At 60.7% G+C, this 22,194-nt stretch carries 18 protein-coding genes and 1 tRNA gene; 5 read left to right on the forward strand and 14 right to left on the reverse strand.

Translation table 11 applies throughout. The features are described from left to right. Nucleotides 1-114 precede the first annotated feature (114 nt). The 7 genes from ACSOSP_RS34600 to ACSOSP_RS34630 all read right to left on the reverse strand — a co-directional run bounded on the left by ACSOSP_RS34600 (nucleotide 115) and on the right by ACSOSP_RS34630 (nucleotide 9,186). Nucleotides 115-966: a nucleotidyl transferase AbiEii/AbiGii toxin family protein gene (locus ACSOSP_RS34600; RefSeq protein WP_455315151.1), complete on the reverse strand. Its 852-nt coding sequence runs from the start codon at nucleotides 964-966 to the stop codon at nucleotides 115-117. After that, nucleotides 963-1,796 carry a type IV toxin-antitoxin system AbiEi family antitoxin domain-containing protein gene (locus tag ACSOSP_RS34605; protein ID WP_455315152.1) on the reverse strand — a complete coding sequence of 278 codons (834 nt, stop codon included), beginning with the start codon at nucleotides 1,794-1,796 and terminating at the stop codon, nucleotides 963-965. The genes ACSOSP_RS34600 and ACSOSP_RS34605 overlap by 4 nt, the downstream gene beginning before the upstream one ends. 335 nt (nucleotides 1,797-2,131) lie before the next feature. Beyond that, nucleotides 2,132-2,208, reverse strand: a tRNA-Ile gene (locus tag ACSOSP_RS34610). 198 nt (nucleotides 2,209-2,406) lie between these two features. Then, on the reverse strand, nucleotides 2,407-4,671 hold the full coding sequence (gene rpoD / locus ACSOSP_RS34615; protein WP_455315153.1) for an RNA polymerase sigma factor RpoD: 2,265 nt from the start codon (nucleotides 4,669-4,671) through the stop codon (nucleotides 2,407-2,409). A 487-nt stretch (nucleotides 4,672-5,158) separates the two neighbouring features. Then, nucleotides 5,159-7,048, reverse strand: a complete 1,890-nt coding sequence (dnaG, locus tag ACSOSP_RS34620; protein ID WP_455315154.1) for a DNA primase — start codon at nucleotides 7,046-7,048, stop codon at nucleotides 5,159-5,161. A 76-nt stretch (nucleotides 7,049-7,124) separates the two neighbouring features. Next, the gene (locus tag ACSOSP_RS34625) at nucleotides 7,125-7,571 is read right to left on the reverse strand and encodes a GatB/YqeY domain-containing protein (RefSeq protein ID WP_031358642.1); all 447 of its coding nucleotides are present in this window, start codon (nucleotides 7,569-7,571) and stop codon (nucleotides 7,125-7,127) included. A 403-nt stretch (nucleotides 7,572-7,974) separates the two neighbouring features. Continuing rightward, complete coding sequence (locus ACSOSP_RS34630) at nucleotides 7,975-9,186, reverse strand: NAD(P)/FAD-dependent oxidoreductase (RefSeq protein ID WP_455315155.1); 1,212 nt, start codon at nucleotides 9,184-9,186, stop codon at nucleotides 7,975-7,977. A gap of 182 nt (nucleotides 9,187-9,368) precedes the next feature. Between ACSOSP_RS34630 and tsaD the strand changes: the two genes are divergently transcribed. Then, nucleotides 9,369-10,397 (forward strand): tRNA (adenosine(37)-N6)-threonylcarbamoyltransferase complex transferase subunit TsaD, encoded by a 1,029-nt coding sequence (gene tsaD / locus ACSOSP_RS34635; protein ID WP_455315156.1) that lies wholly within the window; start codon nucleotides 9,369-9,371, stop codon nucleotides 10,395-10,397. A gap of 39 nt (nucleotides 10,398-10,436) precedes the next feature. On the opposite strand, the gene folE2 is transcribed toward tsaD, so the two are convergent. From folE2 to ACSOSP_RS34655, 4 genes are all read right to left on the reverse strand, one after another. Beyond that, nucleotides 10,437-11,255: a GTP cyclohydrolase FolE2 gene (folE2, locus tag ACSOSP_RS34640; protein WP_455315157.1), complete on the reverse strand. Its 819-nt coding sequence runs from the start codon at nucleotides 11,253-11,255 to the stop codon at nucleotides 10,437-10,439. A gap of 106 nt (nucleotides 11,256-11,361) precedes the next feature. Then, nucleotides 11,362-13,278 carry a 1-deoxy-D-xylulose-5-phosphate synthase gene (gene dxs, locus ACSOSP_RS34645; RefSeq protein ID WP_455315158.1) on the reverse strand — a complete coding sequence of 639 codons (1,917 nt, stop codon included), beginning with the start codon at nucleotides 13,276-13,278 and terminating at the stop codon, nucleotides 11,362-11,364. A gap of 122 nt (nucleotides 13,279-13,400) precedes the next feature. Continuing rightward, nucleotides 13,401-14,285: a polyprenyl synthetase family protein gene (locus ACSOSP_RS34650; protein WP_455315159.1), complete on the reverse strand. Its 885-nt coding sequence runs from the start codon at nucleotides 14,283-14,285 to the stop codon at nucleotides 13,401-13,403. Further along, nucleotides 14,282-14,605 carry an exodeoxyribonuclease VII small subunit gene (locus ACSOSP_RS34655; RefSeq protein ID WP_031358648.1) on the reverse strand — a complete coding sequence of 108 codons (324 nt, stop codon included), beginning with the start codon at nucleotides 14,603-14,605 and terminating at the stop codon, nucleotides 14,282-14,284. Before ACSOSP_RS34655 ends, ACSOSP_RS34650 begins: the two co-directional genes overlap by 4 nt. 296 nt (nucleotides 14,606-14,901) lie before the next feature. Here ACSOSP_RS34655 and ACSOSP_RS34660 point away from each other — a divergent pair, with 296 nt between their 5' ends. Beyond that, on the forward strand, nucleotides 14,902-16,008 hold the full coding sequence (locus ACSOSP_RS34660) for an aromatic ring-hydroxylating oxygenase subunit alpha (RefSeq protein ID WP_455315160.1): 1,107 nt from the start codon (nucleotides 14,902-14,904) through the stop codon (nucleotides 16,006-16,008). A gap of 79 nt (nucleotides 16,009-16,087) precedes the next feature. On the opposite strand, the gene ACSOSP_RS34665 is transcribed toward ACSOSP_RS34660, so the two are convergent. After that, entirely contained in the window at nucleotides 16,088-16,711 is a 624-nt protein-coding gene (locus tag ACSOSP_RS34665; protein ID WP_455315161.1) for a hypothetical protein, read from the reverse strand. A 36-nt stretch (nucleotides 16,712-16,747) separates the two neighbouring features. Between ACSOSP_RS34665 and ACSOSP_RS34670 the strand changes: the two genes are divergently transcribed. Beyond that, the gene (locus ACSOSP_RS34670; RefSeq protein ID WP_455315162.1) at nucleotides 16,748-16,981 is read left to right on the forward strand and encodes a hypothetical protein; all 234 of its coding nucleotides are present in this window, start codon (nucleotides 16,748-16,750) and stop codon (nucleotides 16,979-16,981) included. Nucleotides 16,982-17,400: 419 nt separating this feature from the next. Further along, a complete protein-coding gene (locus ACSOSP_RS34675; protein WP_455315163.1) occupies nucleotides 17,401-18,270 on the forward strand; it encodes a sulfurtransferase in 870 nt (289 codons plus the stop codon). Between the two features lie 253 nt (nucleotides 18,271-18,523). Here ACSOSP_RS34675 and ACSOSP_RS34680 read toward each other — a convergent pair whose 3' ends face one another. Both ACSOSP_RS34680 and ACSOSP_RS34685 read right to left on the reverse strand, forming a co-directional pair. Further along, nucleotides 18,524-19,399 (reverse strand): dienelactone hydrolase family protein, encoded by an 876-nt coding sequence (locus ACSOSP_RS34680; RefSeq protein ID WP_455315164.1) that lies wholly within the window; start codon nucleotides 19,397-19,399, stop codon nucleotides 18,524-18,526. Between the two features lie 201 nt (nucleotides 19,400-19,600). Continuing rightward, nucleotides 19,601-20,968 (reverse strand): NAD(P)/FAD-dependent oxidoreductase, encoded by a 1,368-nt coding sequence (locus tag ACSOSP_RS34685; RefSeq protein WP_455315165.1) that lies wholly within the window; start codon nucleotides 20,966-20,968, stop codon nucleotides 19,601-19,603. Between the two features lie 112 nt (nucleotides 20,969-21,080). Between ACSOSP_RS34685 and ACSOSP_RS34690 the strand changes: the two genes are divergently transcribed. Continuing rightward, on the forward strand, nucleotides 21,081-22,166 hold the full coding sequence (locus ACSOSP_RS34690; protein ID WP_455312806.1) for an IS630 family transposase: 1,086 nt from the start codon (nucleotides 21,081-21,083) through the stop codon (nucleotides 22,164-22,166). The last annotated feature ends 28 nt before the right edge of the window (nucleotides 22,167-22,194 follow it).

Below are 22,194 nucleotides of genomic sequence, written 5' to 3' on the forward strand. Positions count from 1 at the left end.
CGAGAGCACTTTGGCGTGGAGCCGCGTCCGGCACACAGCCAAAGCGCGTCCAGATTCCGGCGAGGGGCACTCATCAAGCTTGTCACAGTGCGGCGCCTCTGTTCGGCCCATCGCTCAGGGCAGATGCGGAAGGTAGAAGCTCTGGAAAACGTCATAAGCCTCATCCGGCGAATAGCTGACGTTGAGCGGCAGATAGCCGTTCATGTCGTTCCGGAATTTGGACGATTTCATGCGCCGCGCGACTTCGGAGGCCACCCAGCCTTGTGGAATCGGAGACCCCTCGCGGTCCATATAGAACCGGAATGCCTCGCCCACCTTTACCGGGTCCACAACTGCACCGCCGGCTTGCGCAACTTCCCATGCACGCCAGAGGTCATAGAGGTCCCGGCCATGTTCGCGCTGTAGCAGCGCGCGGAGTTTCGTACCGAGCATCTCATTGAGGTCGTACGACGGCACGTCCATGACGATAACCCCGCCGTTATCGTCTGGTATTTTCATGGGAACCGTGACGACGGGCGCAAATGGCTCGACCTCGTTAACGTTGACCTCGACCTTCAGCTTCCCGAGCGCGCTGTGCTGGTCGACCGGGTCGAACACGTAGGTCTGGCGAATGATCTTGGAGCTCTGGGTGACATTGCGGACGGCCAGCACCATCGTTGTCAGGATGTTTTCGGACGGGCCAGACGGGAACAGCGGCTTAAGCACGCGCTTGAGGGCCTTCTTGATGTCTCCGGGCGGCCGGGCGCCGACCTTCACGAGGTCAATGTCTTCAGAGTAGCGGGACGCTGGCGCCAAGTGTCCTTTGTGCAGGATGGTGCCGCCGCGCATGGCCACCTGAGCGGAAAGAAACTTGTCAGAAAAGATAAGCTTCACGGCGCGACTGATGATGTAATCCTGCTCGACCATCCATTGTTGCGACCAGTTGGCGTTTGGTTGCCAAGTCGCAAGCTTCTGCGCCTCAATCATTGACCCTCCGTAATTTCGTTGATATCCCGCGCGGAATAGATAATTCCCCACTTTGAGGCAGTCATGCTTGCCAGGGTGTCGGGCACCGGCTCAGCAAGCAATCGTGCCGTTCGCGTACGCGGAGACAGCCACTTCTCGACAACCGTCGCCATCTCCTCGAGCTTGAGCTCGTCGAAGAGAAACCCGATGCGTTGGGCTACGGCTACCTGGCCCATGGCGTCCAGCGCGCGCACGAGGTCAGATTGTGTCAGATGTGGCCCGAAATCCCGCGCCACCCGGGCGATGGATTCCAGTCCGCCTACCTTTGAGCGGTGACGCATCAAATCGAGCAACGTGGCTTCCCGGGTCGAAACCACATACGCACCTTTTTCACCTCGCGTGCGCACCGTGGGCGCAGCTGCGATATCCGTGCGGCCGGTGAACACGACCTGTCGCTTACCTGCGGTCAGGGGTGCCCGGTAGCCGCTGACCATCACCTGGTCTGCCTGGAGGGCGTAATGGGATGAGCCCCAGTAGCGTGCCGCAGAGTGCAGACAGGCGTAGTACCCCGGCTCGATGAACTGCATGGCGTCGTGCAGCCACCAGGAAAGCGGCGGCGCGCCGTACGCGCGGTACTCCGCGGGCACGATGAGATAGACCATCGGCCGCTTGTGCAGAGGTGTGACGAGGCCCCGCTTCTCAAACCTTTTCAAGGTGATGCGGATTCCATGAGCATTGTCCTGGCGCCCCGTCAGGTCCGCGAACGTTTCCACGTCGAAGACATACCTGGCGCGACTCTGCAGCTCGGTCAACGCGTCTTCAGCAGTCCTTGGAGTGGTGGTTTCGGACACTTTTTACTTCCAAAAGTACTCATATGATTGAGTTAATAGAGAAAAAAGATACCACAGCTACCCTCGAGAAAGGCCGAAATATTGGCACTCGTCACACATTTTTCTTCATTAAGTAATGATTTTAGGTATTTTGAGCGGGAAAATGATCTGCTACAGGATCTCAGGAACGAGCTGACGCAGGACCGACGTACCGACTGCTTTCTGCGGGCGCAAAAAAACCGACACGATGGTCGGTTCCTTTGGCCTGTTGTTTTGGGTTTCCAGAGCAAGGCCCTATAAGCTACTACCGTTCTGCTTAACGGCACACTGAGCGCGGGCTTCCTGAAACATCAATGTGGTGGGCCGGGTGGGATTCGAACCCACTATCGGTCGATTATGAGTCGACAGCTTATACCAATTAAGCTTCCGGCCCTTTTGCAGGAAAACGCCCTGCCGCGAGTAACCAAGCCAGTGGAAGTCGTCGAGCGACGCTTCCCGCATGCAACGAATTCAACATCGAATTCTATTCAGCTGCACTCACGAAGGTCTGCGAGTTTGCCTTGAAACGCTCTATAAAACAAGCGCGGCGGACCCGTTCGGCCCGCCGCGCTTGGATCTTACCAACCCGGCATCAATTCCCTTCCAGGAACGACTTCAGCTTGTCCGAGCGGCTCGGATGACGAAGCTTGCGCAGCGCCTTCGCCTCGATCTGGCGAATCCGCTCACGCGTCACGTCGAACTGCTTGCCCACTTCCTCAAGCGTGTGGTCCGTGCTCATCTCAATACCGAAACGCATCCGCAACACCTTCGCCTCGCGCGGCGTCAATGAATCGAGCACGTCCTTCACCACGTCGCGCATGCTGGCGTGCAAGGCGGCATCAGCCGGCGCCACTGTGTTCGTATCTTCGATGAAGTCGCCAAGATGCGAATCGTCGTCGTCACCGATCGGCGTTTCCATGGAGATCGGCTCCTTCGCGATCTTCATGATCTTGCGGATCTTGTCTTCCGGCATTTCCATCTTTTCAGCGAGCGTTGCCGGATCCGGCTCAAGACCGGTTTCCTGCAGGATCTGCCGCGAAATACGGTTCATCTTGTTGATCGTTTCGATCATGTGAACCGGAATCCGGATGGTACGCGCCTGGTCGGCGATCGAACGCGTGATAGCCTGACGAATCCACCATGTGGCGTACGTCGAGAACTTATAACCACGACGATATTCGAACTTGTCCACCGCCTTCATCAAACCGATGTTGCCTTCCTGGATCAGATCCAGGAATTGCAGACCGCGGTTCGTGTACTTCTTGGCGATGGAAATCACGAGACGCAAGTTCGCTTCCGTCATTTCGCGCTTCGCCTGACGCGCCTTCAGTTCACCGGCCGCCATCTGACGGTTGGTTTCCTTCAGGTCCTTCAGCGGCAACACAACCCGCGCCTGCAAGTCGAGCAGGCGTTGCTGCTGTTCGCGAATCGCCGGAACGTTACGCGCCAGGATCACGCTGTAACCGTGGTTCTCGGCAACGACCTTCTCCGACCACTCCAGATCCGTTTCGCTACCCGGAAAGCGCGCGATGAATTCGGCACGCGGCATGCCGCATTTATCGACGACGGTATGCAGGATCTGACGTTCCACCTGACGTACTTCGTCCACTTGCGCGCGCAGCGTGTCGCACAGACGCTCGACGGTCCGCGCGGTGAAGCGGATGGTCATCAGCTCGCTCTGAATGGCTTCCTGCGCCTTCAGATAAGCCTTCGACTTATAACCTTCCTTCTCATACGCGCGGCGCATCTTGTCGAACCACTCGCTGATCAGCGAGAACTTCTCGAGCGACGCACGCTTGAGCGCTTCGAGTTGCGCGGCGTTGGCGTTGGCCTGAGCGGTGGTTTCGTCGACTTCTTCCTCGTCTTCGCTGCCTTCCTCGGCTTCCTCTTCATCCTCGCTCTCGATGGCTTCCGCTTCCTGCTCGGAGAATCCATCGGCGTCAGCGGCGTTCGGGTCGATCAGGCCATCGACCAGTTCGTCCACCCGCGTTTCTTCGTTCTGCACGCGCTCGGCCATGGCCAGGATGTCAGCGATGGTCGTCGGGCATGCAGAAATGGCCATGACCATGTGCTTGAGGCCGTCTTCAATCCGCTTCGCGATCTCGATTTCGCCTTCGCGCGTCAGCAGCTCGACCGTGCCCATCTCACGCATGTACATGCGCACCGGATCGGTCGTGCGGCCGAATTCGGAGTCGACAGTGGAAAGCGCAACTTCGGCTTCCTCTTCGACTTCATCGTCCGATGACGCCGCCGGGGCGTTGTCGTTGAGCAGCAGCGTTTCCGCGTCGGGCGCTTGCTCGTAGACCGCCACGCCCATGTCGTTGAACGTGCTGATGATCCCTTCGATAGCTTCCGTTTCCGTGAAGTTATCGGGCAGGTGGTCGTTGATTTCCGCGTAGGTCAGGAAGCCGCGTTCCTTGCCGAGCTTGATCAGCGCGCGCAGCTTCGCACGCCGCTCCTCGAGCTCTTCAACCGTACCGGGCGCGCTCGAGGCGAACGCGTCCTTCAACAGCGCTTTTTCCTTCGCCCGCCGGTCGCGCGCCTTGACCTTTTCGACCTTGGCCGGAGGCGCGGCTACGGCATCCGTACCGGGAGCCGCGGCCGGGTCGGCCTGCACGTTTTGCGCGTTTTGCGTTGCGTCGTCATCGACGGGTACTTCGTTCAGCTTTTTCGTCATGGAGTTCGCCGTACCGGCATTAGTCTCGACTCGCGGCTGCTGGACGACAGCCGATGGAACCGTGGATACAGAATATGCGCGCGCTGCCTTGTCCTGCGTCCCCTTGGCAGTGCGTCGCCCCGAGTCCTGCGCCGGCCCCCGCTTCACGACACGCACGCGAGCCAGCTTCGACCCCTGCATCGTGTTGCGTTTCCGGCCCGCATTAGCAGCCGCTTCCGTTGCACTCGCTTCTCTTGCCGGCCGAATTTCCGGCCTTGCCACTCCTGCCAGTCACACCCGCCATCAGGCCAACCTGATCTTTCGACTGACCCGGTGTCTTCCTGCCCACCGGCCTCGCGGCTTTCGCCGTTCTGGCCGACCCTTTGGACCCTGCTCTGGACCCCGCTTTCAACCCTATATTCAGTGCCGACGCAACCGAGTTTTTCTTGGCTTCACCCGCTGGCAGAGAGGGACTGGCGATCACCCTGGCTTTCGACGCTCCGGGGGAAGGAACTGACCGGTTATGGGCCACTGCCCGTTTCGACTCGCTCGAGCCGCGTACCGTCGTTTTCTTCCCGCTAGCAGTCTTGACCATGCCTGCCCAACCTCAATCCGCACCTGAAACCGAAATGAGCACAAAAGTCAAAAAAACAACTTGCTGAAAACCTTTAATTGTAGCATGCGTGTCTTAAATGTCCCGACTCACCCCACGCGACGCCTTTATTTGAGCAGCTTTAACCGATAAATCCGAAAATTCGGCAATTTCTTCCGCAGTCAAGCTCGATTGCTGCGCCAGTTGATCCAGCCGATTCCTATAGCTGTCGTGACGCAATTTGACAACCGTCGCATGCAATTCCTCCGCGAGCAGCTTTTTCTGCTCCTGCACGCGTTCGTTGGCGCTTTCGTCCTCCGGATCGCGCATCAACAGATCCCGTACATTTTCATCATAGGCGAGAATTTCCTGGAAGATATCCTCGTAAGTCGGGGCGTTTGCAGCGTTGCGCAACAGATCCGACAACATCTGGAACTCCGCCGTTTCCCCTAATTCCCGCGCGTGGCCGATCACCTCGCTGAACAACTCGCCGTGCTCGGTCATGGTGACCAGCGTCTGCTCGCTCTCGTGATCGAGCGTGGCGTAGATGCCCGGGTACATCACCAGGTTGCGCAGCGCGCGCTGTTCGTGACCCTTCACGCGACGCCGCTCGCTCTTCGGCAGCGCAGCGCGGGCGACCGCCGCTGCGCGCGAGTCGATGTCACACAATGCCGCGATTTCGCCGAAAGGTGTATTCAGCCGATCGGCCAGCATGTGCAGGATCTGCACGCGCAACGCGTTCGCCGGTAGCGCCTGAAGCAGCGGCTTGGCGTCGAAAAGCGCCTTGGCGCGGCCTTCCGGCTGGTCGAGTTCCTTGTCGTTCAGGACCTCGTTGAGCAGGAACTGCGACAGCGGCATCGCGCGATCGACCTGCTCGCCAAACCCGTCAGTGCCAAATTCACGCACGTAGCTGTCCGGGTCGTGTTCCTTTGGCAGGAACAGGAAGCGGATCGTGCGGTTATCGGCGGCATGCGGCAAGCAGGCATCCAGCGCACGGCGCGCGGCGCGGCGGCCGGCTGAATCGCCATCGAAACTGAATACAACGGTATCTGTCTGACGAAACAACTTCTGGACGTGAATTGGCGTACAAGCCGTGCCGAGCGTGGCAACGGCGTTGGCAAAACCCAGTTGCGCCAGCGCGACGACGTCCATATACCCTTCGACGACCAGCGCGTACCCGAGTTCGCGAATGGCCAGCCGCGCTTCGAAAAGTCCGTATAACTCGCTGCCTTTGCTAAACAACGGCGTTTCGGGCGAATTCAGGTACTTCGGCTCGCCGCCATCGAGCACGCGTCCGCCAAAGCCGATTACGTTGCCCTTCACATTGCGGATGGGGAACATGACGCGTTCGCGGAAGCGGTCGTATCGGCGGGATTGGCCCTGGTTGTCGCTTTTCTCGCTGACGATCACGAGACCCGCTTCCACCAGATTGTCGTTCTTGTAATCCGGGAATGCCGTTTCCAGGCTCTGCCAGCCGTCGGGCGCATAGCCGAGTCCGAAGCGCAACGCGATCTCGCCCGTCAGGCCACGCTTTTTCAAATATTCGATAGCGTTGGGCGCACCCCGCAATTGCTTGCGATAGAACTCGCAGGCGGTCTGCATGACTTCGGTCAACGCGACGCTCACCGCCTTGCTCGGCGCGGGCGCGTAACCTTCGCCACCCGATCCGCCTGAGCCGCCCGCACGCATCGACTGCTCCTGCGGCACGGTCAAGCCGCACGACTGGGCGAGGTCCTTGACGGCTTCGGGGAATGTGAGGCCGGTGTGCTCCATGAGAAAGCTGATCGCCGTGCCGTGCGCGCCGCAGCCAAAGCAGTGATAGAACTGCTTCGTCGGGCTGACCGTGAACGACGGGCTCTTCTCGTTGTGGAACGGGCACAAGCCCATGAAATTCGCGCCGCCCTTCTTCAACTGGACGAACTTGCCCACCACGTCGACGATATCGACGCGGTTCAGCAAGTCCTGAAGAAACGAATGCGGAATCACTTAGTGAGTTTTCTGGGTCAGACTTTCTTAAGCACTTGAAGCCAAGCTCGTTTCTCTTAACTTCTCTTGAACAAGCTTATTTGGCGAGCGCCGCTTTGACCAGGCCCGACACCGCCGTCATATCTGCACGCCCCGCCAGCTTCGGTTTCAGCACGCCCATCACCTTGCCCATGTCCTGCGGTCCGGCTGCACCGGTTGCCGCCACGGCCGCCTGGATCTCGGCGTTGATGTCGTCATCGGACAGTTGCTCGGGCATGTAGGCCGCCAGGACGCCCAGCTCGGCTTGCTCCTTCGCCACGAGATCGTCGCGTCCGGCCGTCTGGAACTGGCTGATCGAGTCCTTGCGCTGCTTGATCATTTTGTCGATGACGGCCGTGATGGCTGCGTCGTCCAGCGTCACGCGCTCGTCGACTTCGCGCTGCTTGATTGCCGAGAGCAGCAGCCGGATGGTGCCGAGGCGCTCGGTTTCGCGGGCGCGCATCGCGGTTTTCATGTCGTCGGTGATCTGATCTTTGAGGCTCATTGCTTAAGAACTCTGCTGGTGCTGTGTTAATAGATTGCAGACATGAGAATGCAGACGTCAGCCGTTCATGGCGCTAAAGCAAAAACCCGCTTGGGACGTTTCCTCAAGCGGGATCATGAACGGGGTGATTCGGGTACCTTTGAAGCTGGCCGGAGCGACGCCGAGGCACGGTCCCGAGATAGGTCGAGTGGCCGCTCGCAGCAGGGATCGTCTTCTATCTTCATGGATCACCGCCCGGTTTTCACTCATTATGTGCTCGCACCCGCTCGTGCCGCGCTCGTGTTGATTGCCGCTACGACAAAGCAGTATAGCAGGTCGAAACCATGATTTCCCAGGGGTTGGCAGCGCTACGCGGATACCGGTCCCGACGGGCGAAAGCCATGCTGGTCATGCCTTTGCGCCTCTACCCTCGGACCTGCTCGGCCGCCGCTTTGCCCGCCGCCACGCCCGACGCCCACGCCCACTGGAAGTTGTAGCCGCCGAGCCAGCCGGTGACATCGACCGCCTCGCCGATGAAATATAAACCCGCGACGCGCGAACTCATCATGGTGGTCGAGGAAAGCTCGCGCGTATCCACGCCGCCGCGCGTCACTTCGGCCTTCCGATACCCTTCCGTGCCGTTCGGCGTGAGCGTCCAGCGCGACAGCGAATCGCCGATCTGACGCAGCGTTTTGTCGGGGAGATCGGCAAGACGGGCGTCGGTGGGCACGCGCTGCACGTCGAGCCAGGTTTGAGCGAGCCGTGCCGGCACGCGTTCGGCGAGAAACGTGCCGACTTGTTTGCGCGTTTCCCGCTTGGCCGCGATCAGTTCGCTGGTGGCATCGACGCCGGGTAACAAGTCGATGCAAATCGGCTCCGATGGATTCCAGTAGCTCGAAATCTGCAGCACGCCCGGCCCCGATAAACCGCGGTGCGTGAGCAGCAGGTCTTCGCTGAATTCGCCGCGGCCGCGGCCTGCGCCCGCGCTGAGTTCCACGGGCACTGACAAGCCGGATAACGCCGCGAACGGCTCCCAGTCGGCGGGAGCGAAGGTCAACGGCACCAGGGCGGGACGGGTATCGATGAGCTTATGACCGAATTGCTTCGCCAGCCGGTACGCAAAATCCGTCGCGCCGATTTTCGGTATCGACAGGCCGCCGGTTGCTACGACGAGCGCCGCGCTCGAGATCGTGCCGGCGCTGCTGTCGAGGAAAAACCGGGCGCCGTCGTGGCGGATCGTATCGACGATGACGGGCCGGCGCCACGTCACGCCGCCCGCATCGCATTCGCTTTTCAGCATCTGGATGATGGATTCGCTGGAGTCATCGCAGAAAAGCTGGCCTTTGTGTTTCTCATGCCAGTCCACGCGATAACGCTTGAGCAGCGCGAGGAAGTCCTGTGGCGTGTAGCGGGCGAGCGCAGAGCGGCAAAAATGCGGATTCGCCGAGAGGAAGTTGGCCGGCCCGGCATTGATATTCGTGAAGTTGCAGCGGCCGCCGCCCGAGATCCGGATTTTTTCCGCGAGCCGTTCGGCATGGTCGATCAGGACCACCCGGCGGCCGTTTTGCGCGGCTACCGCGGCGCACATCATGCCCGCCGCGCCCGCGCCGATCACTGCGATATCGTAGGTTTCCATGGCGCGCATTGTAACGGGTGGTGCGTTCGGGTTCGAGGCGCGGTTGGGACGCGGAGGACGACGTGAGCGCCGTGACTCGCATTGGCGGCTGACGGGAGCGCCCAAGAGCAAACGTCTTTGGGAGGACGAGCCCAAACCTGCCCACTGCTATACTTATTCGTTACTCCAAACACCTCCACCCCATGCTTGTTCTAGGCATCGAAAGTTCCTGCGACGAAACCGGCCTTGCGCTCTACGACACTGAGCGGGGCCTGCTTTCGCACGCGCTGCATTCGCAAATCGCGATGCATCGGGAATACGGCGGTGTCGTGCCGGAACTGGCCTCGCGTGACCACATCCGCCGGGCATTGCCTCTGCTCGAACAAGTCATGGCGGAAGCCGGCACGGTGGCAACGGATATCGACGCTATCGCGTTCACGCAAGGTCCTGGCCTCGCCGGGGCGCTGCTGGTGGGCGCGAGCATCGCCAATTCGCTCGCCATGGCGTGGGACTTGCCGACCGTGGGGATTCATCATCTGGAAGGGCATCTGCTGTCGCCGCTGCTGGTGAGCGCGCCGCCGCCGTTCCCGTTCGTCGCGTTGCTGGTGTCGGGCGGCCATACGCAATTGATGCGCGTGACCGACGTCGGCGAGTACGAAACGCTTGGCGAGACGCTGGACGACGCCGCCGGTGAAGCCTTCGATAAAACCGCAAAGCTGCTCGGCCTCGGTTATCCGGGTGGCCCGGAGGTCTCGCGGCTCGCCGAATTCGGCACCTCGGGCGCAGTGAAACTGCCGCGCCCGATGCTGCATTCCGGCGACCTGGATTTCAGTTTCAGCGGGTTGAAAACCGCGGTGCTCACTCACAGCCGCAAGCTTGGCACGAACGTCTGCGAGCAATCGAAAGCGGATCTGGCGCGGGGTTTTGTCGATGCAGCCGTCGACGTGCTGACCACGAAGTCGATCGCTGCGTTAAAGCAAACGGGCCTGAACCGGCTGGTCGTGGCAGGCGGAGTGGGCGCGAACCGGCAATTGCGCGAGGCCTTGTCCGCGGCTGCGAAAAAGCGTCGCTTCGAGGTTCATTACCCGGATTTGTCGCTCTGTACCGATAACGGCGCCATGATCGCGCTGGCCGGAGCATTGCGCCTCGCGCGCTGGCCCGATCAGGCCGTGCGCGATTATGCGTTCACGGTGAAACCGCGCTGGGATTTGACATCGCTGGCGGCGGCGTAAAAGGCCGCACAAGCGGCCGCATTAGCAGCCGTTGCATGCTCAGGCGGTTGCGGCTGAGACTCGCTTGTCACGCTCGATCACGGCGTAGGCGCTGTGATTGTGGATCGACTCGAAGTTCTCGGCTTCCAGCACATACGCCACAATTCGTTCGTCCGCATTCAGTCGTGTGGCGACATCGCGAACCAGGTCCTCAACGAATTTCGGGTTCTCGTAAGCGCGCTCGGTCACGAACTTTTCGTCGGGCCGCTTCAGCAAACCCCACAACTCGCACGACGCTTCTTCCTCTGCAATCCGGATCAAATCCTCGATCGCCACCTCACCCTCAAACTCCGCCGCGATAGTCACATGCGAGCGCTGGTTATGAGCACCGTACTGCGAAATCTGCTTCGAGCACGGGCAGAGGCTGGTGACCGGCACGAGCACTTTCAGCGACATGCGAGTCTCGCCATTACGCACTTCACCCGTCAGCGTGACCTCGTAATCCATCAAGCTTTGCACGCCCGACACGGGCGCCGTCTTCATGACGAAGTACGGGAACGACACCTCGATGCGTCCCGAATGCGCTTCAAGCTTCGCCAGCATCGACGCGAGCATGGTCCGGAATGCGGCCTGGTCGAGCGGCGCGCGATGTTCGTCGAGTAAAGCGACGAAGCGCGACATGTGCGTGCCTTTTTGATCGGCAGGAAGATGCACGTCGAGATTCCAGACACCAACGCCCGGCTGCAATTCGCCGTTCGATGTACGGATAGTCAGTGGATATCGGACTGCTTTGACGCCCACGCGCTGGATTGGAATCTGCCGGACGTCGAGCGAACTCTGGACATCGGGCATCGCAAAGGCGGGATTCATCTGATTCATTCTTTTTCCTTGTCCGTGGCGTGAATCGCGTGGCGTGAACCTTGATACGCACGGATGAAACCAGAAGGGCGTCCCCGACGCCCTCCTTCACCACACGTTCCTCGCGTCAGGCGACGCGTTTTGTCAGCTTGCCTGCGTCGGCTTCGACAGCGTTGGTCAAGAAGCGCTCGCGTATGGATTTGGCAATGCCCGCGCCATCCAGCCCGCACGATGCCAGCAGCTTCACCGGATCGCCGTGATCGATGAATGCATCGGGCAAGCCCAGTTGCAGCACGGGCTTGATGACCGAATTCGCCAACAGGCTTTCCACGCAGGCCGAACCCGCGCCGCCCATGATCGCGCCTTCTTCCACGGTCACGAGCGCGTCGTGGGTGGCGGCGAGTTCGCGCAGCAATTCGGCATCGATCGGCTTCACGAAGCGCATGTTCGCGACAGTGGCGTCCAGTTCCTCGGCCGCCGCCAGCGAAGGCGCGACCATGGTGCCGAATGCAAGGATCGCGATACGCTTGCCCGAACCCACTTTCTGCGTGGACTCGCGACGGATCTCGCCTTTACCGAGCGGAATCGCTGTCATCTTCTTGACGATTTTCACGCCCGTGCCGGCGCCACGCGGATAACGCACCGCCGACGGATTGGGCTGCTGCAAGCCGGTGTACAGCATCTGACGGCATTCGTCTTCGTCCGACGCCGCCATCACCGTCATGTTCGGAATGCAGCGCAGGAACGCGAGATCATAGTTACCCGCGTGCGTCGCTCCGTCCGCGCCCACCAGACCGGCGCGATCGATAGCGAATACCACCGGCAGGTTCTGCAACGCGACGTCATGGATCAACTGGTCGTACGCACGCTGCAAGAACGTGGAATAGATCGCCACCACCGGACGCATGCCGTCGGCGGCGAGACCGCCCGCGAACGTCACGGCGTGTTGTTCCGCGATACCCACATCGAAATAACGATCCGGGAAACGCTTTTCGAACTCCACCATGCCCGAGCCTTCGCGCATGGCCGGCGTGATGCCGACGACCCGTGAATCCTGCTCGGCGGCGTCACACAACCACTCGCCGAAGACTTGCGTGTAAGTCTTCTTCGATGGCGCCGTCGACGGCTTGATGCCTTCGGCCGGATTGAACTTGCCGGGACCGTGATAGAGGACCGGATCGGCTTCGGCGAGCTTGTAGCCCTGCCCCTTCTTCGTCACGACGTGCAGGAACTGCGGGCCGCGCAATTCCTTGATATTTTGCAGCGTGGGAATCAGCGATTCCAGATCATGACCATCGATCGGACCGATATAGTTAAAGCCGAATTCCTCGAACAACGTGGCCGGAACGATCATGCCCTTCGCGTGTTCCTCGAGCTTGCGCGCGAGGTCGAGCATGGGCGGCGCGACGCGCAGCACGCGTTCCACACCGGCACGCGCAGCCGCGTAGAAACGCCCGGACATCAACCGCGCCAGATGGCGATTCAGCGCGCCGACAGGCGGTGAAATCGACATGTCGTTGTCGTTCAGGATCACGAGCAACGGCACGTCATCGGCCACACCTGCATTGTTCATGGCCTCGAACGCCATGCCGGCGGTCATCGCGCCATCGCCGATCACGGCGATGGAATACCGGTTGTCGCCCTGCAGTTTGCTGGCGATCGCCATGCCGAGCGCCGCCGAAATGGACGTGCTGGAATGCGCGGTGCCGAAGGTGTCGTATTTCGATTCGCTACGGCGCGGGAAGCCGGAAATGCCGCCGGCCTGGCGCAGCGTCTTCATCTGGTCGCGACGGCCGGTCAGGATCTTGTGCGGATAAGTCTGATGACCCACGTCCCAGACAATGCGGTCGTGCGGGGTATCGAAGACGTAATGGAGCGCGATCGTCAGTTCGACCGTTCCGAGATTCGACGACAAATGCCCGCCCGTCTGCGACACGCTGTCGAGCACGTAGGCACGCAGCTCTTCGGCCAGCGGTTTTAGTTCGTGGCGGTCCAGGGCGCGCAAGGCGGCCGGATCGTCGATGGTTTTCAGCAAGTCGTACATCGTCGTCCCATTTAGGAAAACTGGCGGAAGCCGTTCGGTTGTTACCCGGCGCTGCTCAAAGCATGCGTAAGACGCACAAGTTGCATAGGCACGCCCGCCGGTCCCGCGTTTTATCGTATGTTTCAGTGCACCCGGTGTACAACCAGGTCAGCCAATTCCCCGAGCCGACCGGCACGCGGGCCGAAAGGCGCGAGCGCGGCGTGCGCATCGCGGCCCAGTTGTGCCGCCAGTTCGCGCGATGCATCGAGTCCGATGATCGACACGTAGGTCGGCTTGTCGTCTTTCGCGTCCTTGCCTGCCGTCTTGCCCAGCGTAGCCGAGTCGGCCGTGACGTCGAGAATGTCGTCCACCACCTGGAACGCCAGTCCGATTGCGGCGGCGTAAGCGTCCAGCGCATTCATGGCGGCTGAATCAGGGGCTTCGCCACAGAGTGCACCCATTCGCACGGCCGCGCGCAACAATGCACCGGTTTTCTTGCGATGCATGGTTTCAAGTTCCGGGCGCGACAGCTTGCGCCCCACGCTTTCCAGATCGATTGCCTGGCCGCCGGCCATGCCGATCGAACCGCTCGCCAGCGCCAGTTCGCGCGTGAGCGACGCCTGTTGCGCCGCGCTCAGGCCGTTGTCCGCCGTCAGCGCAACGAAAGCCTGCGATTGCAAAGCGTCACCCACCAATAATGCCGTGGCTTCGTCATATTGCACGTGTACCGTTGGTTTTCCGCGACGCAAGGCGTCGTCGTCCATGGCCGGCATGTCGTCATGCACCAGCGAATACACATGAATCATCTCGAGCGCCGCGCTCGCCGCTTCCAGTTGCTGCGAACCGGCGCCGGTCAGCTCGCCGGCTGCGTGGCACAACAGCGGGCGAACCCGTTTGCCGCCGCCAAGCACCGCGTAGCGCATGGCTTCATGCAGTTTGGCGGGCACGATGTCCGTTCCCGGCAAATAATGCTCCAGCGCCGTTTCCACGCGGTCAAGACTCGCGTGCATCCATTGATCGAAAGTCATAAGTCGTCCCCGTTATCTGCCGTTGTGCCGGCGCCCTGAGTGGCGCGCTGGACCTCGGCGGGCAGCGGTTTTAGTGTGTCGCCGTCGAGCACGCGAACTTGCTGCTCGACCTTCTCTAGTTGTTGTTGGCAAAAGCCGACGAGCGCGGCGCCGCGCCGATAAGCCGCCAGCGATTCCTCAAGGCTCAGCGCGCCGCCCTCCATGCGCGCCACGAGCCCCTCCAGTTCGGCCAGCGCCGTTTCGTAATTGTCCGGGAGCGGCGCGTTTTCCGCGCTAGCCGAGCCCTCAGCCGAGCCTTCCTGCGTTGCGGTCTTCGCCATGAATCGTGGGTGTAATGTCGGATTTTGGGAAACAAGTCCGACATTCTACGGCAAAAGCGGCTTTTCCGACCTTCAGCGTGCTCTCACCCATGCCTGTGGCCCGTCTCAGGCCATTACAGCCTGTCTCTGAAAATGGGAGAAAGGGCGTTGGCTTGCGGAACTCCTCACCGGGAATTGACCCAAATCAAGGCCTTAAGCGCCCCATTGAAAGGGTTTTCGGTATAATCGCGGGCTCCCTAAATCGAATTTTCGATGGTTGGGTTGTTCACTGCTTTCACGTCTTCACGGGAGTGGGAATGTCCAATCTGAGCAATGCATTGCAACTGAACGCCATTCACAGTCAGTTGCCAGTCACGGCTTACTTTGACGAAGCGCTTCTCAAGCGCGAAATCGACACGCTGTTCAAACGCGGTCCTCGCTACATCGGGCATGAACTCATGGTGCCCGAGGCGGGAAGTTATTTTGCTTTGCCCGGTGAAGGCGAAGGGCGTCTGCTCGTCCGTAACAAGCAGGACGAAATCGAGTTGCTCTCGAACGTGTGCCGCCACCGTCAGGCCATCATGCTCAACGGCCGCGGCACGGCGGAGAACATCGTGTGTCCGCTGCACCGGTGGACCTACGACCTCGACGGCCAGTTGCTGGGCGCGCCCCATTTCGCCGATAACCCCTGTCTCAACCTTGGCAAATCCCGGTTGCAGAACTGGCAGGGGCTGCTGTTCGAGTCCAGCGGCCGCGACGTTGCGGTCGATCTGGCCCGGCTGGGTCCGGCGAAACATTTCGACTTTTCGGGCTTCATGTTCGATCACGTCGAAGTGCATGAGTGCAATTACAACTGGAAGAGCTTTATCGAGGTGTATCTCGAGGATTATCACGTCGCGCCGTTCCACCCGGGTCTGGGGAGCTTTGTTTCCTGCGATGACCTGACCTGGGAATTCGGCGACTGGTATAGCGTTCAGACAGTTGGCGTGCACAAGAACCTGGAAAAGCCGGGTAGCCCGACGTACCGCAAGTGGCACGACGAAGTGCTGCGCTTCCGTGGCGGTAAACCGCCCGAATTCGGTGCTATATGGATGGTTTATTACCCGGGCATCATGATCGAGTGGTATCCGCATGTGCTCGTGGTGTCGTGGCTGATTCCGCAGGGTCCGCAGAAGACCACGAATATCGTCGAGTTCTATTATCCAGAGGAAATCGCGCTGTTCGAGCGCGAATTCATCGAGGCGGAACGGGCGGCGTATATGGAAACGGCGCGTGAGGACGACGAGATCGCCGAGCGCATGGACGCAGGAAGGCGCGCGCTGATGAATCGCGGCGAGTCGCAGGTCGGGCCGTATCAAAGCCCGATGGAATCAGGGATGCAGCACTTCCACGAGTTCTTGCGGCGGCATTTGGGTGAGATTTGAGGGAGTATTCCTCTGTCACCAATGCAGGCTACGAAAAATGCCCATCGGATCGATGGGCATTTTTTTTGGTTGCTTGCTCTTAGATCAATGCGGTTTGCAAGGGCGCGCGGTGCTCGTGGACCTTGAGGATGCGGAACTCGGTGCGTAGCGTGCCGTTGGAGACGGTCTGAATTTGCTGAAGATCAACCACAAGCACGTCTCCCTTCCCGAAGCGCTCGCCCGCGTTCACTTTGTTCAGGAATTCGCCGTCATCCATGGCGGTAAAGAACGCGGACTGGCCATCATGCACTCGCCATTTGTTCTGATCTTTAAACGTCACCGACTCGATCAGCAGCATTTTTCTCGTAGTGGAATCGGAGACCACGTCCTCCTGCTCGTCTGAGAAGGCAAACGCCTCCAACTCAACGCTGTCAATGTCCAAATCGATATCATTGCCTCGGACCACGCCGAAGCTCGTGATGCCATCCAGTTCGAGCGGAGACAGCGCCTTTTGCAAGAAAACGCGCACTGCCCTCGTTTTATAAAGCCGGAACACCGGCATCGAAACTTCCATCACTTCGGTTTCCGTCATCCAGACACTGACGGACTCACCGTTGTCTTCGATATGTTCGGGCCGGCGGCCGCGCAATTGCCGGAGAAAACCGATCAGTCCGCCGCCGCCGACAAGGCCGACTACCGCCAGGATGGCCGAAGCGTTGGACACCGCTGTCGCTGTCGAACTGGCAAACAAGTCACGCAGTTGAACAAGCAGCGCCTGTGTGAAGATCAACTCGATCTGGAACGAACCCGACTTGAAGTTGCCCTTGACCTCGACGCGGACATCCGCAGAATTGCCGTTAAGTTCGGTGTTGGCGGCCGAGAACAAATCGGCTATGGCGACGAGCGCTGGCGCAAGGTCGCGGATATTCATCCGGTGCTCGTCGAGCGCCGGGCCATCGTAGACGACGTGGAATTGTTCGTGGTTGCTCATTGAGCCGGAGTTTATAACGGGCGGGGTGGGAACGCTGGGTGATTTTGTCGCCATTCGCAATCCTTGAAGTATTTGGCTGGATGCGTAACGTGGAGCAGCACGCTCGCGCCGGAGCAGGCTCGGTCTCGAACGATTTACACGTATGGATTGCCTGCGCAGGAATAGTTGCGCGGTGATTGATACTGGCGACGACGAGCAAGCCCCGATACACGAAACGTCCTAATTCAGGGACGATTTTTCGTATTACCCCAACGCGCGGTGAGCAGACAAAAGTCAAGCGCACGCTCTGCGGCCCGACCCGCGACGACAAACATCAACGATCTGCTCATTCCGTTGTAGTTTTTTGTTTAGACTTGAAGCTTAACTACCGCAACGCGCCGTCCATCGGCCCACCAAGCCGCGCGTTTGCCCCGGGAGCTGTCATGCCGCACACGCACCACACCACGCTTATTTCCGCGACCAATCTCGTCGATCTCCTCGCCGCCGCGCCCGGCAGCGTGCTCATCATCGATAGCCGCTTCGACCTCGCCGCGCCCGAAGCGGGCCAAGCCGCCTACGCGGCGGGACATATTCCCGGCGCGCATTATCTGCATCTCGACCGCGATTTGTCGGGCGCAAAGACAGGCAAGAACGGCCGCCATCCGTTGCCGGAACGCGCGGCGCTGGTCGCTACGCTCAAGCGCCTGGGCCTGAAGGAAGGCCAGCAAGTCGTTACCTACGACGCCCAGGGCGGCATGTACGCTGCCCGTCTATGGTGGCTGTTGCGCTGGCTTGGTCACGATTCCGTCGCCCTGCTCGACGGCGGCCTCAACGCATGGCAAGCAGCTGGACAGCCCCTGGACACCGCTGCACCTCCCGAATCCGAAGGCACGTTCAAGGCCGGCGCGCCGCTGGCTGTGACGTTCGATGTCGACGCCGTCTTGCGCAACCTGACTACGCACGACCACGTGCTGATCGATGCCCGCTCGGCGGACCGGTATCGCGGAGAAAACGAGACGCTCGATCCGGTTGGCGGGCACATCCCGGGCGCGCTGAACCGCTTTTTCAAGGACAACCTGACCGCGGACGGCCGCTTCAAAACCGCGCACGAGCTGCGCGAGACATTTAGCGGGCTGCTTGGGGCGACATCGCCGGACCGGGTGGTGCTGCAATGCGGTTCGGGCGTGACCGCCTGCCACAACGCACTGGCGATGGAAATCGCCGGTCTGCATGGCGCGGCGCTTTACGGGGGATCGTGGAGCGAATGGTGTGCGGACGCATCGCGGCCAGTGGCTACAGGCGCGGCTGCCTGAGATTTTTGCTGTGCTGGGGGTGAAAGAGAGCGCGGCGGGATGGGTGCGAGACCAACTCTGCGCCCATTGTAGGACTATGAGGTTTTAGCCCTGCCGGAAGTGGGAAGGCGCGGCTACATGAATGGACGCCTTTCCTCGCCGCTCATAGCGAAGCCGCGCGCCGCGCTGGAACAAAACGGCGGCGCGGCCGTACTTCAGATCCGGCGTTTGGGACAGACCGTATCGCAGCCGCAGCGGCACCGCCCTTGCGCCCTCACTTCACGCCGTGCTCCCTGAACCACGCCAACGCACGCTTCCAGCCATCTTCCGCATCGGCTTTCCGGTAACTCGGCCGGTAATCCGCGAAAAACGCGTGCGGCGCGTCGTCGTAGACCACGATCTGCGAGCCCCGCGCGACCGCCGGCCCTGTCGCTATCGCCTGCTTCATCTGCTCGAGCGAGTCCTGCGGAATGCTTGGATCCAGCTTGCCGAACAGGCCCAGCACCGGCGCTTTCAAGTTTGACGCGAGATCGAGCGGATTCGCCGGATTGTTCGGCGTCTTGGCCCCCACCACGCGTCCATACCAGACCACCGCCGCCTTGAGATGAGGATTGCGCTCGGCGTAAAGCCATGTGATCCGGCCGCCCCAGCAAAACCCCGTGATCCCGAGGCGATGCAAATCGCCGCCATGTTCGCCCGCCCAGGCGACGGTCGAGTCGATATCCGAGAGCACCTGGTCGTCCGGAACCTTGGAGACAAGCTGCTCGTTCAACTGCTGCATCGACGTGAATTTGGACGCATCACCTTCGCGTTCGTAAAGATCGGGCGCCACCGCCAGATAACCGAGTTTCGCGAAGCGCCGGCAGACATCGGCGATATGCTCGTGCACGCCGAAAATCTCGTGAATCACGATGATCACCGGCAGGTTGGTCTTGCCTTTGGGCTGCGCCCGATACGCAGGGATAAGCGTGCCGTCGGCGGCCTTGAATCCAACCGGGCCGGCTTCGAGGCCGTCACTATCGGTGATGATGGTTTGCGCGGACACCGGCATCACGCAGGCGGCGAAACCACTGCCGACCGCGGCCTTGATGAACGTGCGCCGGTTGAACGGGACATGCGGAACGAGACTGTCGATATCAGGCGTAAGCATGCAAAGCTCCAGCGGCATGGGGCCGCGAAGGACCACTGGTCTATCACTGGCACGAGATGCCAGCGAACGAGGTGTCCGGTATGGGTACGCCGCGCTGCCGGCTCGCAAAGCCGAAAGCACGGCAACGACTTGAGATAACCACGTGATAGCCGCCTCGAAACGCCGACTGCGCGTCGAAGCGGCAACCCATTCTAAACAGGTCTAGTGAAGCTTGACGCGTGGCGCGGTGGAGCGCCGCAGCCAGTGGGCGACCGTATCCAGCGCCATGCGCGCCCAGCCATGCAGCGCCGCAATATGCATGCGGTACAGCGACTGATACATGAAGCGCGCGAACAGCCCTTCGATCAGCATGTTGCCGCCGATCAACCCGCCCATCAGGCTGCCGACCGCGCTGAAGTGCCCAAGCGACACCAGCGATCCAAAGTCGCGATACGTATAGTCGGGAAGCGGCTTGTCCTCCAGCCGGCGTTCAAGCGACTTCAGCAGGAAACTCGCCTGCTGATGCGCAGCTTGCGCACGCGGCGGTACGTTGCGTCCTTCTTTCTCACCGCCGGGCCACGGACACGCGGCGCAATCGCCGAGAGCGAAGATGTTGTCATCGGTTTCGGTTTGCAGCGTGCGGCGCACGATCAACTGGCCGAGCCGGTTGGTGGCGAGGCCGTCGAGTTTTGCGAGCACGGCCGGCGCGCGAATGCCGGCCGCCCAGACGGTCAGGTCCGCCGCAATCGTCTTGCCGCTCGCCGTGCGGATGGACCCGCGCGACACTTCGGCCACCGTTTCGCTGGTCATCAGCGCCACGCCGAGCTTGTCCAGCAAATCGGCGGTCGCGGTGGAAACACGCTCGGGCAACGCGGGAAGAATGCGCGGCCCGGCTTCGATCAGCACAATGCCGATATCGTGTTTCGGATCGAGCTTGTGCAACCCGTAAGCATGCAGCACTTGCGCCGTGTTGCGCAGTTCCGCCGATAACTCCACGCCCGTCGCCCCGCCGCCGACAATCGCCACCTGGATCCGCGGCTGCCTTGCGCCAGTAGCGGCCGCTGCGGCCGCGCTCGCGGTCCCCGGCTCCGGCGTCCGATATTCCGCGCGAATACACGCCGCGATCAGCCGTTTGCGGAATAGCTCAGCCTGATCGACGGTATCGAGTGCGAGTGAATTTTCCTGCGCGCCCTGGACACCGAAAAAGGCCGTCGTGCTGCCGATCGCCACGACCAAGGTGTCGTATTCCAGGTCGCGCTGCGGCATCAGCTCGCCGGCTTCATCGTCGAGAAGGGGGCCAAGCGTCACCCGTTTTGCCGTCCGGTCGATGCCCAGCAAATCGCCCTGCTGGAACTCGAAACCGTGCCAGCGCGCCTGCGCCGCATACGGCAATTCCTGCGAGAACGGGTCCATGCTGCCGGCCGCGACCTCATGCAGCAGCGGCTTCCAGATATGCGTGGAATTGCGGTCGATCAACGTGACCTGCGCACGCGCTCCGCCTTTGCCATTTGCGTTGCCGAACTTGTCACCCAGACGCGTGGCCAGTTCAAGCCCACCCGCGCCACCCCCTACGATGATGAAACGATGCATTCAAACTCCCCTATGACATCATTCAAAACTAGTGTCCTGAGTTAGAAATTCATGGAATTTTTCGATCGCCGCATTGTCCGTCGTATAGTTGGTTCGATACGACGGAGGCGCGATGAGAGGTCGACCGAAAGCGGAGTTGGTGTTGAGTGAATCGGAACGTGAGCAGTTGCAGGCCTGGTCGCGTCGGCGCAAGACAGCTCAGGCGCTCGCCCTGCGCTCGCGCATCGTTTTGAACTGCGCCAGCGGCATCAGCAACAAAGTCGTAGCCGACACGCTTGGTGTCACGCCGCAGACGGTAACGAAATGGCGTGCGCGCTTTCTCAAGCAGCGACTCGATGGATTGCTCGACGCACCCCGGCCAGGCGCGCCACGCACCATTGATGATGCTCGGGTCGATGCACTCATTGCCAAGACGCTGGAAGAACAACCGACCAAAGCGACACATTGGAGCACGCGCACCATGGCGCGCGAAAGTGGTCTGTCGCAGACGGCGGTGAGTCGGATCTGGCGTGCGTTTGGCCTGCAGCCTCATCGTCAGGAAACCTTCAAGCTGTCCACCGATCCGCAGTTCGTTGCCAAGACGCGTGACATCGTCGGTTTGTATCTCGATCCGCCGACCAAGGCCATGGTGTTGTGTGTGGACGAGAAGAGCCAGATTCAAGCACTGGACCGGACTCAACCGATTCTGCCGTTGGCCCCCGGCATAGCCGAGCGCCGTACGCACGATTACGAACGCCATGGCACTACGACGTTGTTCGCGGCCCTGGATATCGCCACCGGAGAAGTCATCGGCCAATTGCATCGGCGCCATCGCGGCACTGAGTTCCTGAAGTTCCTGCGTACGATCGAAGCCAACGTTCCTCCTCAATTGGACGTGCATTTGGTGATGGACAACTATGGGACTCACAAGACACCGACCGTGCGCGCCTGGTTTGCTCGTCATCCGCGTTTTCATATCCATTTCACTCCAACATCGGCTTCTTGGCTTAATCAGGTGGAGCGCTGGTTCGCCACACTGACTGAAAAACAAATCCGGCGCGGAACCCATCGTTCAACACGCCAGTTGGAAGACGCGATTCGCCACTATCTCGACATCTACAACGCTGAGCCGCAGCCCTTCATGTGGACAAAATCTGCTGACGACATCATGGCCAGCATCGAACGATTTTGTTTGCGAATCTCTAACTCAGGACACTAGCTGGATGGCCCACCGGCACGCTCAGTGC

The organism is Caballeronia sp. KNU42 (assembly GCF_053760385.1).